Below are 16,617 nucleotides of genomic sequence, written 5' to 3'. Positions count from 1 at the left end.
GGAAAATTTGGATAATAGAAATGAGATATAACATGAAAAAAGCCGACCCAGTATGGATCGGCTACGTAGAATAAAAGGGAAAAATAGGGGTTATGGTCCCTAGAAGATCCCTGAGAGTACAAGATTACTACTCGGTTGGCGGAACAATCTCAATACGTGTAAATAGCTCAACGGGCTGTTCAGGTTCTAGACGAATCAGTCCCGTTTGCTCGTCTGTTAAATTCAAATTGGGTGCATCAGGAAGCCAGGTATAAGGTTCAATGCATAGAAATTGATCGGATTCGCCCTTTGTAAAGAGGACCCAATGTTTGAAATATGCCTCATCCGCTGAATATTTCAGCGTATATCCATCCTGTCTGCGCAAGTGAGCTACTGCTGGTTGACCTTCGGCAGCTTTCAAAATGGTATCCCAGTTTCGTCCTTGCATGTTCATGCCTTCGTTCAAAGAAGACCATTCTCCGAGAGATTCAATCTCACCAGTAGGCAGTTGTTCTTCATTCTGAGCGTAAATTCCGGACACAGGAAGTTGAAGTGACCATTCGGCAGGTTTGCCGTCAAGCAGAAACCATGTATGATATCCCATTCCAAAAGGAGCAGGAGTAGAGCTCAGATTGGTCACACGCAGACGCTGGCTTAACACCGCGTTTTGTAGTCTGAACGTCATCTCAAGCTTCAAAGGAATTGGAAATTGAGCCATCCAATGCTTTTCATTTTCAGTTAATAATTCCGTTGTAATTGCACAGCCATCTTCATCTTCTTCGATGTCGCTGACACACCAGGACTGGCTGCGGTGGAGGCCGTGAATATGGTTGTCATTGGCCGTATTCTGATCGAATTGGTAATGAACTCCCTCATATTCGAATTGTCCTCGATGAATGCGGCCTGGCGGAACAAGAAGCGGAACGCCGAAGTGATACGGCTTCTGCAAATAAAAGGCAAGTTCGTCTTCTTCCGGACTGCGAACGACATCGCGGCCCTGCACTAAATCGCGAATCGAAATAATATTATTTCCAAGACGTGGCAGCAGGGTAATCTCCAATTCACGGCTATGTAGGATATACGTGTCGTAACCATTCCATTGGCCTTTGGTCACTTTTTTCATATCGATGCTCCTTTTCCCACTTGAAATCTGTCTGCAAACGACCATTCCTATCTGCCGTTGCAGGCGTGTCATTGTGTACATGCCACTTATCCCATTAGCATACCGAATGAATGCTGGTGATTAGGATAAGCAATTCCATCATAACAGATTTCTGTTAAGTGGGTAAAAAAAGCTATTCCCATTTTGACATTCTGCTTCGTGCGGATTAAGATGGTATTCTGAACGATGCGTTTTATCCAATGAATGATAAGCAAAGCGATGACAGGGACAAGTAAGCCAAGAGAACTCTCTTCAGAAAGCCGGTGGGTGATGTGAACCGGTGTGAACTCTTTACCGAATGGACCCTTGAGTGCTGGTTTGAACAGGCGAAGTCTGATCTTGGGCTATCCTTAGTAGAATTGGACGTATACTCCACGTTACGGAGAAATGAAGGCATTTCTTCTACATGATTTAATCAGGTCTAGAGGAATGGAGAAATGCGAATAAGGGTGGCACCACGGTCTCACGTCCCTTGCGGATGTGGGGCCTTTTTGCGTTCGCGGAGAATAGGAACAAAACAAATAGGAGGCGTTATGTGAAATGAAAACAGTACTTTCGGGAATTCAGCCGAGTGGCAAGCTCACATTGGGCAACTACATCGGAGCAATTAAAAACTTTGTGAAATTGCAGCATGACTACCAATGTCACTTCATGGTGGTTGATCTTCACGCTGTAACGGTAGCTCAAGAGCCAGCAGCGCTGCGTGAGCAATCTGAGGCGGTAGCTGCCTTATTCATCGCAGCAGGAATCGATCCTACGAAATCCAATGTGTTTCTGCAATCCCATGTACCGCAGCACGCGGAATTGGGCTGGTTGATGACTACACTGACATCGATGGGCGAGCTCGAACGCATGACTCAGTTCAAGGACAAATCATCCGGTAAAGATTCCGTTGGCGCCGGGCTGTTTGTCTATCCTTCATTAATGGCTGCTGATATTTTGCTGTATAATGCTGATCTTGTACCTGTAGGAGAGGATCAGAAGCAGCATCTGGAACTGACACGCGATCTGGCGGGACGCTTTAACCACCGTTATGGTGAGTATTTCACGATTCCAGACCCTTATATTCCACAGGTGGGTGCTCGTGTAATGTCACTGGATGATGCATCTTCCAAAATGAGCAAAAGTAATCCCAATGCAGGCAGCTACATTGCCTTGCTTGATCCGCCAGATGTCATCCGCAAAAAAATCAGTCGTGCCACAACCGATTCCGGTCGTGAAGTTGTATATGATCCGGCAAACAAACCTGAGGTCAGCAACCTGATGAGTATCTACGCTGAATGCGCAGGTCTGTCATTGAAAGAAGTAGCGGAGCGCTATGAAGGCAAAATGTATGGTCCGTTCAAAAAAGAACTGGCTGAAGTGGTCGTATCCGTTATTGAACCTTTACAGGAACGGTATCGTGAGATTCGTGAGTCTGGCGAATTAGCAGACATCCTAGAAACTTCAGCTCGTCGGGCAGAAGCGGTGGCTTCTCAGACACTTAATGCGGTTAAAGAACGTATGGGGTTTGTTCCTAGACGTACGTTGTAGTTGGACGAGGCAAGTAACTTAAAGTAGATGAATCGTTCACATAATAAAGAGGAGCCCTGATGGGGCTCCTCTTTATTATCGTTTCGTACTATACCTATGAAGTTTACCGGTCAAGAGGCGGTTTCCGAGGTGGTACGTGCTTCACGACGCTCTTTTTTTGCACGAATAACGAATCCCCAGCCGATGTTGGCAACGGACACGACAAACAGCAGCGTAGCCAACCAGCCGGAGTAAGAGATCATAATCGCCGTAACCGCTAACAACATAATCGAAGAGAATGCAAACCATAGCGATAAACCTTTGCTCATTGGGAAAAACCTCCATATAGAAATTTGATGAAATTCCGTATAACCTGAAGCGCACGAGCCATAATAATCTTGCAAGCTTGCAATTACATTACAGACACAGATTGAAGGGAGATTTTAAATATGGCTCAAGGATCTCGTTCTAACAACTTGGTGGTACCTCAAGCAAACTCAGCACTGCAACAATTGAAAATCGAAGCTGCACAAGAACTGGGTGTAACTATCCCACAAGACGGTTACTACGGTAACTACACTTCCCGTGAGACAGGATCTCTGGGCGGGTATATCACCAAACGTCTGGTACAAATCGCTGAGCAGTCTCTGGCTGGGTCTGGCAAATAATTATTATAACCAAAAAGCAACAAGCAGAAGCCCGGAGCGGAAACGCTCCGGGCTTTCTCGCGCGCATTCGTTCCTATGTCTGATTGTGCCCTTCCATGCACCTTTCGTCAAGAGCGTGCGGATAAAAGTTTTTTATCCATTTTCTCGTCACTTAACCAGCCGACATACGTATCAATCGTTTCGAAATTTCGATCCATAACTACTACAGCGACAAATGGATATTGTTTGCGGTGTCGATAACGCACATCTGCCCAGCGAACCTTGTATCCTGCTGGTAATTCTTCCACCTCTGCAACAGCATAGGAGGTGAAGTACAGAAACGCAGTGACTTCAGGAGATTTGCGTGAGGCGGCGACAGCCGCGTGAGTGGACGATGAAGCATGGAGATTCCAGGTTAGGACGGAATGATCCATTTTGCCAATCTCATAACTGCCGTCTACAAATCTTTTCACCACATGCCAGCGGTTCCAGGATATCGTTGGGATGACCATATAATGAGCCTCAGAATTATTTTTGTCGAGTCGTTTCACCTGTCTAACAGCCATAGCACGTGCTATTGTCCGCCATACATAATACAAGCCAATCAAAATATACAGTGAAACAAAGAGTGGAGCAGGGGCGATCAGATCGAAAGCCCATAACAAAATGGCCAGCACATGTGTGGTAAACAGAAACGGATCAAAAATATGAATGATGTTCCAGGCAATCCAGCGTTCTGTAAAAGGTCGTGCTGCCTGGGTTCCATAGGTATTGAATAAATCGGTAAAAACGTGCACGCCTACGGCGACAGCAGTCCAGGCCGCGACGTGTCCAACAGCGACACCCGGGAAGATCAGTGCAATGACTCCGGTGATGAGCAGAACCCATAACAGTAGAAATGGCAATGAATGAGACATACCCCGGTGATTCCGAATGTAGAGCGAGTTACTTTTGAGACGTAACGCAGTGTCGATGTCAGGAGCCTGCGAGCCTGCAATGGTACCAACCATGACCGCAGCTGCGAGCATGGGACTCGTCGCGACAACAGGATCGACATAAGCCAGACCGGCCAAACCAATCCCCATGACAAAATGTGTAGAAGTATCCATAAACGTCTCCTTTGTGTGGTGTATCGTTAATGCGAGTTGCTTCTCTATCTAGGTGATACCCATATATAGTGTATATTATCCGCCTACCGGGAAGCAAAACACCCTAATTTCCAAAGATATGACAAGAACCTGCTCAATTGACAGCAATTGTACGAGCATTGTCAAACTCTTTTTCCTTTTCCTGTGATAAACTTTATATCGGAGGCAGAGAGAGAAACCTCCATGAGATCAAGAAGAAGGAGGATTCACAAGCGTGGACAATCCATTGAGATACCAGGCTTCTTCCGATTCGGCAACACGATCTGCGCCTCCGATGAAATCAGGGACGTGGAAAGATTTTATCCATATTACGAAACCGGGCATTCTTCGAACCAACCTTATTGCGGTTTTTGGTGGCTTTTGGCTTGCATCCCAGTGGGACGTCAACTATGGCAAGATGGTGCTGACCCTGCTTGGAACGGTGCTGATTATGGCTTCTTCTTGTGTATTTAACAATTACTTTGACCGTGAACTTGATCTCAAAATGGAACGTACCCGCAACAGGTCCTTGCCAACAGGACGTTTAACACCCAAAGTCGTTCTATCCTATGCCATTATTTTGGGTGTGATTGGATTATCCGTACTCTTTTCCTTCTCCGGGGTACTTGCCGGATTATGCGGCATTTTTGGCATGTTTGTCTATGTGATTATGTACACCCTTTGGTTAAAACGTTCGTCGACATGGAGCACCTCCATTGGTGGTCTGTCTGGTGCAATGCCGCCAGTCATCGGGTATGTCGCAGTAACCGGGCGTATGGATCTTGGTGCATGGCTGCTTCTGGCCATGTTGTTTTTATGGCAACCTCCACACTTCTGGGCGCTCGCGATCCGCAGGGTGGAAGATTATCGGGCTGGTGGATTTCCACTACTACCGGTTGTAAAGGGTATTGAACGGACCAAGATTCAGATGATTCCTTATCTGGTTTTGCAAATCTTTGTCCCGGTCCTCATGTATGCTTACGGGTATGCAGGAATCTTCTATCTTACCGTCTCACTGATACTTTCCGTACTGTGGCTGTACTACGCACTTAAAGGCTTTCGTGCACAAAATACAGATGCCTGGGCCAAAAAGGTATTCCTTTACTCCATTAATTATCTTTCTTTGAGTTTTATATTGATGATTCTGGATACAGTGCACAAATGAGCAGCATGAAATGCTTTAATAAACATTAGATGGGCACGGGTCCGTGGAACAGTTACAATAACAAGGGGCCCATTGTCGGTTGGGTTCTTGGTATACATATGCATCAAAGTGGTATGGGAATGAGGAAAAGTCATTAAAAACACGATCCAAGACCATGAATTTATAGATAACCGTTAAAACTTTATGTATGCGTATTCATATGATCTGGTAGTCGGAAGGGACGATAATGATGCTAAAAAAGTATAAATGGACATGGATGCTGTTAGGGCTTGCACTAATTATGGCGGTGTATTTAATGTGGGGCACCGTATTTGCCAGCAAGGAAAAGTTACCCGAAATTCGGGAGATTCAATCCTTTTCGATGGAAAATGTGGATGGAAGCACAGTATCTCTGGATGATACCAAAGGCAAGGTGCGTTTGTTCTACTTTTATTTCACCAGTTGTCCGGATGTGTGCCCAATTACGACGTTTACGTTATCCCAGGTGCAGGATCTGTTAAAAGAGGACGATACCTTTGGTAAGGATGTCTCCTTTGTATCCATCTCGTTTGATCCGAAAGTGGATACTAAGGAGAAGATTAAGGAATTTGCAGATCGATTCCATGCGGATTATAATGGCTGGTACTTCCTGCGGGGGGATATGGATCAAACGAAGCAGCTCGCCAAGGATTCATTCCAGATCCTCATTCAGGGTGAGAACAAGGACGATTTTGCCCATATGAACATGATTGGATTGGTGGATCGGAATAACCAGTTGCGCAAGGTATACAATGCGTTTAATACAGAGGATGTTGAACCAGCAGTCATTGCGGAAGACATTCGCAATCTGATCAAGGAATAAAAAAGCGTTCATAATAACAAGCCAATAAAGAGGCTGCTTCCTGGGATGAATGAATACCCCGGCGAGCAGCCTCTTACGGTTTAAAACGATGGGAGTTCAGGATATTGGATATACGATTCCAATCCGGCTTTCTCCAGCTGGGCGATGATGTATTCATCGGGAGTTCCCTCTACACCAGCGTAACCGCGTCGTGTATACATCTGTACTGCATCTGGGAAGGCATCTCGCAGCACACCCCTGATTTTTTTGCCCGAACTGTCATTATCCATAAATAAGTAGACCTCGTCATAACCAACCTGTTTGCGCAGCGACTCAAGCTTGAGGGAATTCAGTGTTCCAAACGTGCACAAAATGTTGATTTCGGGTCTTACAAGACGTTTTAGTTTGCTGCGGTCGTTTTTACCTTCCACAATGACATGAATAGGCATCATATTCACCTCTTGATCGAGAGCTTATGTCGACATTCCCCGGGAAATGTTGCAGCGAAAATCGACTGGATTATATAAAATGGACCTTCTAATTTTTACACGTGCGACTACGCTGACAGAAACATCTTTGATTTTCAACTTCTTTTCCACATTCTGAGGTGAGTGTCTGTCCGTTCCGTTTGTGTGTAAAACATCAGTCCATTTTATATAGTTTAGCTGTAAATGGGGGAATGATGCAAAGCCAAGAAAAATACAAGCCTTTCTGTTGTCAAAGGGTATGGATATGGAGCGTTCTGATATGGTTAACCCAGTATGCTTTTGGGATCAGATAGGGCAGCTTCGCGTCTGGCTGTGAAATAAGGGAGCAGCATAATGCCGATCATCAATAATACAAAGGCAATGAAATACGGCGATAAACCCACACGAAGCTGTCCTGCTGTGATGGGGCCGATGAAAGAACCGATGGAGGTAGCAATGGATTGCAATGAGAAGATGCGACCCAGCTTGTTTCCACCGCTTAAATGAATAAAGAGTGTTGCCATGGCTGGGAAAATAATGCCTTTAGACATCCCCAGAACGAAAAGCACGGATGATAACGGAATCTGTGGTATGGCCGCCATAGCAAAGAAACATAAAGACATTAGCAGTACACCTGCAATCAACCGCAGTTTGGGGGAATAACGGTTGAGAAATAGCAAGCTCAGGGTAAATAGTGCTCCAATACTGATAATGGAAAACAAAAGCCCGGTAGACATCATGGACGAATGTCCGCCTCCGCGCAGTGGTAGTTCAAAAAAAAGAATTCCTTGGGCACACGCAATGACAAGGGGCAGAGCAAAGTATCGCCAGGATACGGGCAGGAACTTTCTTTTTTCTCCGACTGGGTTGCTAGGCATGGCGGGCTCGGTCACTTTTTCGTGTTGAACCTCAGCGAGGCCTTTGGGCATGGATAACCATGCGATAACGCCGGACAGAATGAGCAGATAACCGAGACTCGCAAAGGTGGCGGAAAATCCTAAAGCTCCGACGATCAATGCGCCTGCGGCAGGGGACACCACGGATGCCAGCGTATGTACGACGCCATGGCCTGACATATACTTGCCTTGCTTGATTGGATCACTTGACAGTTGCGCAAGCAGTGCGAGACAGGCCGGAGAGAGAAAAGCAAGTACAAACCCGCTGATGGAGCGCAGGGCGAGCAGCTGCCATGGCGTATGGATTTGTGCCTGAATAAGCAAAATGATGCCTGCACCCAGCAAACTGAATACAATGTAACGACGGCTGCCATGTTTGTCGATTTGGGTTCCGGCGATCAGATTGCCTGGGAGATGAGTCAAGGAATAGATGCCCATCATCCAGCCGATGAAGGTCGGGGCCGCCCCGAGCGAGATAGCGAAAGGGGTCAAGATTGGATACTGGGCGTGCAAATCAAAAACAGCAAGGAACAAAAATAGATATAGCCAGATGGCCGTTTTCACAGAAGCCCCTCCTTGTTAAGCGATGCATATTCAATAACTGGTCATGACGTGTTCCCCATTCCTTGGACAGAACCTCATGGTACTACTTGTACGCCCGGCGGGACGAACTTAGACCGTTTATTTTTACATAGGAGGGCTTAGCTGACAGCAGCTTCGGAAATCATGTATAATATTCGGGAAGTGTTAATAATCAACTCTAATACGGAAGGTGTAGTCATGAACATAGAAGTAATCAAAGAGTTTGTGATGCAGAACTGGCTGGTGATCGTGGTTGCGTTGATCATTTTGTTCTTTGTTCTGAACGTGGTCAAAACCGTATTGAAATGGGCGATTGCCATCATCATTATTGCGGCTCTACTGATATACAGCGGCATCTCCATTGATCAGATCAAACAGACAGTTACTGACGTACAATCAAGTACGATGGACACATTGAAGAAGGAAGCGACCAGCATGATGCTTAAGGAAGCTTCCAAAGCTAAATACGTCAAAGGACAGGATGGGGCGTTCACCATCACAAGTCCCAATGTGGAGATTAAAGGCAGAACTCAATCAGATAAAGTCGATGTGACCTTCCGCGGAATCTCACTTGGCGAATGGAAACTCGACAATGACACCATACGTACGTTTGTCGAACAGGCACAGGAGAACGGAACAGCACCGTCTTCGTAGTAAAGGAGGAATGGACACGTGCTGCAAAGTTGGCTGGATAGTCTGAAAGAATTCAACGGCATAACGATTATGCTGCTGCTGATTGTGGCCGCTTCATTGCTTCAGGGGTGGTCCAGAGGTGCTTCGCGTTCGGCAGGAAGACTCTTTGGGTTCCTCATGGATGGCATTATGGCGGTCATTGGTATTTTGTTATCCATCGGTTTAACATTATGGCTTGCGCCATATGTTCAACAATGGTTGTCTGTGCATGCGGCAGACATGCCAAACCGTGAATTGAACCGATGGGAGCAGATGTATTATACATTGATTACGGCCATTGCTGATTTCCCGCTGATGCGGTTTGCCGTGTTGTTTGTGCTTAGTTATGGCTTCATCCGATTGATTCTCGGATTGCTCTCTTCCCTTATTTTCAGCAGAAGATACAGTTCAGCAGAGCAAGAGAGCAGACCCAAAGGATTTTTCAGCCGCTTTACAGGTGCTGTGATTGGTACAGTCATTGGCTCCGTCCGCGGGATGATTGTGATTGCCGTGTTGTTCATGATTGTAAGTCTCTATCCGGGCAGCATGTTTAGTCGCTATGTAGAGGCTTCACCCATTTATATGCAAGGGGCCAAATCTGTTATAGAGCCATTATCAGGTACATTTATTAAGGACAAGCTGCCCGTATTTACGCAAGCCGTGCAAAAGGAACTTGGCGCGATCCTGCAACGCAAATATGAAGTCATTGACCATAACATTCCGGCGGATATTGAATCTGCGGCAAAAGAAATTGTGAAAGGTCAAACGACAGATGAAGCCAAAGCCAGGGCATTATATGACTGGGTAGGTTCTCGCATTCAATATGACTATGGTAAAGTGGATGATTATGAGCAAAAGGGCATATGGCACGAGCAGACGCCACAAAATACATTTGATACACGTGAAGGCGTATGTATCGATTACGCTCGTTTATATGCAGTCATGGCTCGTTCACAGGGTCTGGAAGTCAAAGTGGTTACAGGACTTGGTTATAATGGGCAGGGTGGATATGGTCCACATGCCTGGAATGAAATATATTTAAGTGATTCGGAAAGCTGGATTCCGCTTGACCCCACTTGGGCGATTAGTGGTGATTGGTTCAATCCTCCTAACTTTGCCGATACCCATCTGAAAGATCAATCAGCTTAATATTACGCCGGACATGGGTCCGGGAGATGACGACGTTGCCAGGTTATCATGCCGAGGCTGTACAGCCTGGACGGTATGCATCAAGTCATGAAAGAGGTAGGATGAATGAAAAATCATTCAAAAGAGAAGGACGAACTTACGGACAAGCGGCGCTTCAGTTACCGGATGAACGTATTTTTCTTCGCTTCCTTTGTTATTTTTAGCGTTATTATTGTACGGCTGGCATTTTTGCAATTCGTGGAAGGCCCTGAGCTCAGTCAGGAGGAAGCGAGTAATATTACCAAAGATGTACCACTCGCTCCCGTGAGAGGAACCATCTATGATTCCACGGGCGAGGTAAAGCTGGCTTACTCCAAGCCGATTCAATCCTTGTATCTGACTTTATACAAAAACTATGGGGATGTGGATGGTAAGCCAAATCCGAATATAGCGGAAGTGGAGGACATCGCAACTCGGTTGCATGATGTTTTTGAGCAGTATAAGAAAAAGGATTCCGAGGCCCTTACGGTCGATAACATCTTAGAAGCAATGGACCTCAATTCGCGTAAAGCAAACGGGTTCATGCCACGTCTGATCAAGAGTGATCTGTCCGATGAGGAAGTGGCTTATTTCCTGCAGCACAAGGATGAATTCAAGGGAATTCAGATTGTAGAGGAAAGTGTGCGTTACTATGATCCGGATACGGTAGCCGTTCAGACGATTGGTTATCTCAAAAAGTTCAAAAGCTCTAAAACACTCAATAAATACAAAGAGGTCGATGAGGCCAATAAAAAGCAAACGGACCCAGGTCTTGTATATACCGAGAATGAGTTTGTTGGTTTTGATGGACTGGAACTGCAATATCAGGATGTTCTGCGAGGGAAAAGCGGTTATAACTCCGTGGACGTTGACTTACGTAACTTGCCTGAAGGTGTAGCAGGCTCTACCCCACCCGAAAAAGGGTATGATCTGATTACAACGATTAACAAAAATGTTCAGGTGAAAACGGAACAAGCGATACTGGATCAACTAAGCTGGCTGCACACACATCAGGTCTCCGGTAAGCTTCATCCCAATGCAAAAACAGGCTTTGCGGTAGCGATGGAAGTGGATACAGGGAAAATCGTTGCTGCTGCCAGTATGCCGGATTACGACACGAACGTATGGAGAACTGGCGGTATAAGTACTGAAGATTACGATAGAATAAAATATATTTATCAAAATGGTACCATTCGTGGATTCCCGCCAGACGATTCAGGTAAACGGGCGGAATCTGTTGTATTGCTTGGTTCCACAATCAAACCACTTAGTGTATTGATTGGTTTGAAGGAAGGTTTTTTCACAACAAATACAGTATATTCAGACAGAGGTTCAACGACTTTTGGTGGGGATAACCGCAGAGTACAGAATTCCTCCGGTCACGTGTATGGTTCGTTAACTCCTCGTGATGCGATTCGACATTCCTCGAACGTGTTTATGATCGACGAGATCGGGAAGAAACTGTACTCGAAGTATGGTGCAGAGGGTATTGGCGTATGGGATAAGTACATGGAACAATTCGGTCTTGGTGTGTCTACAGGAGTAGACTTGCCTAATGAGAAGCCTGGTCTCAAAGAATATGAGAATGAATTGGAAAGTTCTTTAACACGTCTGGTATATGCCTCCTTTGGACAACAAGGGAAGTATACAACAATGCAGCTGGCACAGTATGCTACGATGCTAGCGAATAAAGGAAAACGCATGGAGCCACAATTAGTCAGTGAGTTCCGTGATTCGGAAGGCAATGTGGTTGAGAAAATGAAACCGAAAGTGCTCAGCACAGTCGATTTTAATGATGCTTACTGGAATGAAGTACAGCGAGGCATGGCAACCGAAGTAACAGCGTTTAGTGGATTCCCTTATGACTTTGCAAGAAAAACAGGTACATCCACACAGTTAGTCGGAGGCAAATTGGTGGATAACGGGGTATTTATTGCTTACGCTCCACGCAACAATCCGAAGCTGGCTGTAGCCGTGGTTATTCCTGAAGGGGGCTTTGGTTCGAGTAGTGCTGCCCCTGTTGCACGTGCGATCTTCGACGCCTATGACGAGGAGTTTGGTCTGGACGGTGTACCGAAAAAAGATAAAAATAAAGAATCTGATACACAATAATGTAAGTCATTGATTCCAAAAGAAGGGACCCTTTCGAGGGTCCTTTTTTCGTTTGCCAGGACTGAGAGGCCACTTTCCCAAAAGCTGCTTCAAATCAATATGTAACAAACATCGTGCATGCCACGTTTATATAAGAGAATGTTCACGAAAATGTAACCAAAATCTGGAGGACATGGCAGTTGACCTTTGATAGACTTGTAGAAGGAAAGGTATGTTATTTGAACCGATTGATGCAATATGCGTGATAGATGAATCTACTTTTACATAAGAACGGAGAGGCTTATCCCATGTTTAACCGATTGAGGAAAAAGAAAATGTCCAATGAAGATACACCAGTCAACAACAAGCCATCTAGTGTAAGAATGAATATGTTTTTTTTCGCTGCGTTTGTGATATTCAGTATCCTAATTTTCAGATTGGCCTTTGTGCAATTTGTCGAGGGACCTGAACTGACCTATATGGAAACCAGCCGAAATACTAAAGATATTCCGCTCGCTCCTGTTCGTGGGCCAATCTACGATGCGACAGGGGAAGTCGCGCTGGCTTATTCGGAGCCTGTACAATCCCTCTATGTGTTGTTGTATGAGGATTATAGAAATGATGACCGCAAGCAGGAGGCACAGGAACTTGCTGATGAACTGGCGGCTGTATTTAAGCAGTTTAATCCGGGGGACAAAGAACAACCAGATGCAGCAGAAATCTTAAAACGCCTGGATCTGGAATCTCAGAAGGCACATGGGTATACTCCTCGTCTGGTGAAATCGGATCTCAACATGAAGGAAATTGCTTATTTTATGGAGAAAAAGTCTGAATATCCAGGTGCTATGGTACTTGAGGAAAACGTAAGAAAGTATGATCCGGATAGGGTCGCAGTTCAGGTGATCGGATATACAAGAGAGTTCAAAGGCCAACAGGACAACTTGGATAAGTATAGAGAAATCAGCAAATCGGAAGCAACAGAACGCGACCCAGGATTGCGCTATACCCAGCAAGAAAAAGTTGGAGTTGATGGCCTTGAATTTCAATATCAGGAAGAGCTTCGTGGGCGTAGCGGCTACCAATCCATTGATATTAATTTGCGTAATTTGCCAGAGGGTACGATGCAACAGACTCCGCCGGAGAAGGGATACAGTCTGGTCTCCACAATCAATAAGGAAATTCAGATGGCAGCACAGCAGGCAATAACGGATGAATTGCGTAAACTTCCGAACGCCGTTACGGGATATGCGGTAGCCATGGAAGTGGATACAGGCAATGTAGTGGCTATGGCGAGTATGCCTGATTATGATCCGAATGACTGGGATTATGACAAGATCAAGTACGTTTATCGCAACGGAACAATGGCTTCCTTCCCGCCGGACGATTCGAAAAAACATACGGAATCCGTTGTTTTGTTGGGTTCCGTTATTAAGCCACTTAGTGTACTAATTGGATTGAAAGAGGGTCTGTTCAGTACAGGGCAAACCTACTATGACCAAGGGTATGCTACTTTAGGTAAAGATGGGAGAAAGGTTAGAAATTCACACTCGGCATTTAACGGCTCTATTACAGCGAGACGGGCTATTGAGAAATCTTCCAATGCCTTTATGATTGATATGGTGGGAAAGGGCCTCTATAACAAATATGGGGCGACCGAGGGCGTGGAAGTGTGGGACAAATACATGAAAAAGTTCGGTTTGGGCGTGTCTACAGGAGTGGATTTGCCGAAAGAGTATCTAGGTACACTAGAATACAATAGTGATAATGACGAATCAGGCTTGACGAGGTTAGCGTTTGCTTCATTTGGACAGCAAGCGAAATATACAACGCTTCAACTCGCACAATATACGACAATGCTTGCCAATAAAGGCAAACGGATCGAACCTCATTTGGTGAAGGAAATCCGTGACGCAGAAGGTAATGTGGTGAAGAAAATTAAACCAAAAGTGTTAAACGAGGTTGATTTTGCTGATGCATACTGGAATGAAGTGCACAAGGGTATGGTCACCAAAGTAAGTTCGTTTAACGGTTTCCCCTATGATTATGCGAGAAAAACAGGAACCTCGGAGCAGGGAACAGGACCGAACAAAAAGGAAAACGGAGTATTTATCGCATTTGCACCACGGGATAATCCGAAGCTGGCTATAGCGGTTGTTGTGCCCGAAGGTGGCTTTGGATCGGTCAGTGCGTCTCCGATTGCACGTAAAATTTTCGATGCTTACGATGAAGTGTATGGCCTTGATGGGACTCCAAAAGGGAAGAAAGATCAGGGGAAAGATACAGAGTAACGTGAAGAAACGCAAATGAATTAGCACAGATAAGCGAAAAAAGACAAACAATCTAATTAAATCGCCCATCTACTCTATTGGACAGGCAGGGGAAATTATCCCTTGCCTTTTTATTTTGCATCGGCTAAAATTTGCACAAGGGAAACATTATTAGTCTTGTATAAATTTTAATACCTTGTACAACAAAATTAGATGAGGACAATTATGTTAGGAGAGGGAAAGGGGCGGTATGAATTGTTGATGGTGAAGATGAGGAGCATTCAGAGAGGGTTGATGACACTGGCAGATGTTGTTCTGGTTATCGTGCTAACAGCGTGCTCAGGTGCAGCGGAAACAGGAGGTAGTGAAGGGAAGGTGCAGGTCACAGCCACAACAGGCATGATTGCGGATGTAGCGCGTGAAGTCGGCGGGGCATATGTTGATGTGACCGGGCTGATGGGCCCAGGGGTAGATCCTCACTTGTACAAGGCTTCACAGGGAGATATTAGGAAGCTGGAGCAAGCAAAAGTTATCTTCTATAACGGATTGCATCTTGAAGGCAAAATGACAGACATCTTGGAGAAAATGTCCAAGAGCAAAATAGTAACAGCTGTCTCGGAGAACATTCCGGTGGAGGAATTGCGTTCAGGAAAAGATACAGGCGGAACGGAATACGACCCACACGTCTGGTTTGATGTTAGCCACTGGATGCATGCCACAGAGGCTGTGCGCGATACACTCGTGGAAGCAGACCCGGAACATGCAGAAGAGTACAAGGCCCAGGCAGAGCAGTATCTAACCAAACTGGAGGCATTGGATTCCGAGGTGCGGGGAAAAATCCAGGAGATTCCGGAAGCCAGCCGGGTATTGGTTACGGCGCATGATGCCTTTGGATACTTTGGCCAAGCTTATGACATGAAAGTGATGGGGCTTCAAGGAATCAGTACAGCAGCAGAATATGGTGCAAGAGATGTCAGTGAGTTGCGAGATTATCTTGTGGACAACAATATCAAAGCGGTATTTGTAGAATCCAGCGTCCCAGCAAAAGCGATGGAAGCAATTATTGCCGGTGCGGCCGAAAAAGGACATACCGTAAGCATTGGTGGTGAACTGTTCTCGGATGCCATGGGTGCTGAGGGAACAGAAGAAGGAACGTATATCGGCATGATCCGCCACAACACTCAGACGATTGTAGAGGCATTAAAATGATAAACGATATGAAGAGAGGAGTGGACAGAGCATGAGCGATACAATTTTATCCGAAAAATCTCAATCACAACCAAATGCTAACCTTCTGAAGGGAACACAGCCTACATCAGCTCCGCTTAGCGTTCGGGACCTGGCTGTGGCTTACCATAAAAAGCCGGTGCTCAGTGGGGTGTCTTTTGATATCCCGGAAGGTCAGCTGATTGGCATTCTTGGTCCCAATGGGGCAGGGAAATCAACCTTGATCAAAGCCGTTCTGGGACTTGTTCCAAAAATGCACGGCGAGGTGAAAATTTTTGGTCAGTCCTACCGAGAACAGCGACGCCGGATCGGCTACGTACCTCAGCGTGAATCTGTTGATTGGGATTTCCCGACTCACGCGCTCGATGTAGTCATGATGGGGCGTTATGGACATCTGGGCTGGTTCCGCCGTCCAGGCAAAAAAGAACGGGATCTGGCAGCTCACTGCCTGGAGCAAGTGGGAATGGGTGATTATATGTACCGCCAGATCAGTCAGCTTTCTGGAGGACAGCAGCAGCGTGTCTTTCTGGCAAGAGCACTGGTACAGGATGCGGAATTGTATTTCATGGATGAGCCGTTTGCAGGTGTGGACGCCACAACGGAGAAAGCTATCATTTCATTGTTGGAACAGCTAAAGAAGCAAGGGAAGACCGTACTGGTTGTTCACCATGATCTGGCGACAGTGGAGGAATATTTCGACCATGTCTTGCTGCTTAATGGACGGTTGGTTGCAGGTGGACCGACGAATGAAGTATTTGTACCGGATACTTTGCAAGAGACGTACGGAGGCCGGATAGCGATGATCGGCAGCCGGTCGGAGAAAGGCCAGGTGTAGT

Annotated in this window: 15 protein-coding genes and 1 other annotated feature; of the genes, 10 read left to right on the top strand and 5 right to left on the bottom strand. The window is 45.8% G+C overall.

The features are described from left to right. Positions 1-127: 127 nt before the first annotated feature. Positions 128-1,102 (bottom strand): aldose 1-epimerase, encoded by a 975-nt coding sequence (locus BLS14_RS26505; protein ID WP_079696682.1) that lies wholly within the window; start codon positions 1,100-1,102, stop codon positions 128-130. Positions 1,103-1,351: 249 nt separating this feature from the next. Then, positions 1,352-1,617: a binding site (T-box leader), on the top strand. 64 nt (positions 1,618-1,681) lie between these two features. Between BLS14_RS26505 and trpS the strand changes: the two genes are divergently transcribed. Continuing rightward, positions 1,682-2,674: a tryptophan--tRNA ligase gene (gene trpS / locus BLS14_RS26500; protein ID WP_072735502.1), complete on the top strand. Its 993-nt coding sequence runs from the start codon at positions 1,682-1,684 to the stop codon at positions 2,672-2,674. Between the two features lie 110 nt (positions 2,675-2,784). Here trpS and BLS14_RS26495 read toward each other — a convergent pair whose 3' ends face one another. Then, positions 2,785-2,982: a hypothetical protein gene (locus tag BLS14_RS26495; RefSeq protein WP_063566137.1), complete on the bottom strand. Its 198-nt coding sequence runs from the start codon at positions 2,980-2,982 to the stop codon at positions 2,785-2,787. A 120-nt stretch (positions 2,983-3,102) separates the two neighbouring features. Between BLS14_RS26495 and BLS14_RS26490 the strand changes: the two genes are divergently transcribed. Continuing rightward, positions 3,103-3,321, top strand: a complete 219-nt coding sequence (locus BLS14_RS26490; protein ID WP_017692386.1) for an alpha/beta-type small acid-soluble spore protein — start codon at positions 3,103-3,105, stop codon at positions 3,319-3,321. Between the two features lie 107 nt (positions 3,322-3,428). Here BLS14_RS26490 and BLS14_RS26485 read toward each other — a convergent pair whose 3' ends face one another. Next, positions 3,429-4,409 carry a metal-dependent hydrolase gene (locus BLS14_RS26485; protein WP_063566136.1) on the bottom strand — a complete coding sequence of 327 codons (981 nt, stop codon included), beginning with the start codon at positions 4,407-4,409 and terminating at the stop codon, positions 3,429-3,431. Positions 4,410-4,662: 253 nt separating this feature from the next. On the opposite strand from BLS14_RS26485, the gene cyoE reads away from it, so the two are divergent. Together cyoE and BLS14_RS26475 are read left to right on the top strand one after the other, a co-directional pair. Continuing rightward, positions 4,663-5,592 carry a heme o synthase gene (cyoE, locus tag BLS14_RS26480; protein WP_072735501.1) on the top strand — a complete coding sequence of 310 codons (930 nt, stop codon included), beginning with the start codon at positions 4,663-4,665 and terminating at the stop codon, positions 5,590-5,592. A gap of 229 nt (positions 5,593-5,821) precedes the next feature. After that, on the top strand, positions 5,822-6,433 hold the full coding sequence (locus BLS14_RS26475; protein ID WP_079696718.1) for an SCO family protein: 612 nt from the start codon (positions 5,822-5,824) through the stop codon (positions 6,431-6,433). Between the two features lie 80 nt (positions 6,434-6,513). On the opposite strand, the gene BLS14_RS26470 is transcribed toward BLS14_RS26475, so the two are convergent. Both BLS14_RS26470 and BLS14_RS26465 read right to left on the bottom strand, forming a co-directional pair. Then, positions 6,514-6,861 carry a toprim domain-containing protein gene (locus BLS14_RS26470; protein ID WP_090954700.1) on the bottom strand — a complete coding sequence of 116 codons (348 nt, stop codon included), beginning with the start codon at positions 6,859-6,861 and terminating at the stop codon, positions 6,514-6,516. A 302-nt stretch (positions 6,862-7,163) separates the two neighbouring features. Then, positions 7,164-8,339: an MFS transporter gene (locus BLS14_RS26465; protein ID WP_063566132.1), complete on the bottom strand. Its 1,176-nt coding sequence runs from the start codon at positions 8,337-8,339 to the stop codon at positions 7,164-7,166. 216 nt (positions 8,340-8,555) lie between these two features. Between BLS14_RS26465 and BLS14_RS26460 the strand changes: the two genes are divergently transcribed. The 6 genes from BLS14_RS26460 to BLS14_RS26435 all read left to right on the top strand — a co-directional run bounded on the left by BLS14_RS26460 (position 8,556) and on the right by BLS14_RS26435 (position 16,616). Continuing rightward, positions 8,556-9,011, top strand: coding sequence for a hypothetical protein (locus BLS14_RS26460; protein ID WP_063566182.1), 456 nt, complete (start codon positions 8,556-8,558; stop codon positions 9,009-9,011). Positions 9,012-9,080: 69 nt separating this feature from the next. Continuing rightward, complete coding sequence (locus BLS14_RS26455; RefSeq protein ID WP_063566181.1) at positions 9,081-10,178, top strand: transglutaminase domain-containing protein; 1,098 nt, start codon at positions 9,081-9,083, stop codon at positions 10,176-10,178. Positions 10,179-10,283: 105 nt separating this feature from the next. Further along, positions 10,284-12,308: a peptidoglycan D,D-transpeptidase FtsI family protein gene (locus tag BLS14_RS26450; RefSeq protein WP_064635701.1), complete on the top strand. Its 2,025-nt coding sequence runs from the start codon at positions 10,284-10,286 to the stop codon at positions 12,306-12,308. A gap of 287 nt (positions 12,309-12,595) precedes the next feature. Then, complete coding sequence (locus BLS14_RS26445; protein ID WP_090954697.1) at positions 12,596-14,575, top strand: peptidoglycan D,D-transpeptidase FtsI family protein; 1,980 nt, start codon at positions 12,596-12,598, stop codon at positions 14,573-14,575. Between the two features lie 240 nt (positions 14,576-14,815). Beyond that, positions 14,816-15,763, top strand: a complete 948-nt coding sequence (locus BLS14_RS26440) for a metal ABC transporter solute-binding protein, Zn/Mn family (protein ID WP_090954741.1) — start codon at positions 14,816-14,818, stop codon at positions 15,761-15,763. 31 nt (positions 15,764-15,794) lie between these two features. Beyond that, positions 15,795-16,616 carry a metal ABC transporter ATP-binding protein gene (locus BLS14_RS26435; RefSeq protein ID WP_256336684.1) on the top strand — a complete coding sequence of 274 codons (822 nt, stop codon included), beginning with the start codon at positions 15,795-15,797 and terminating at the stop codon, positions 16,614-16,616. The last annotated feature ends 1 nt before the right edge of the window (position 16,617 follow it).

It is taken from the genome of Paenibacillus sp. OK060 (assembly GCF_900101205.1).
In the GTDB taxonomy this organism is placed as follows: domain Bacteria; phylum Bacillota; class Bacilli; order Paenibacillales; family Paenibacillaceae; genus Paenibacillus; species Paenibacillus marchantiae.
Note: the sequence above shows the minus strand (reverse complement) of the source record. Positions and strands in the feature narration are given on the sequence as shown.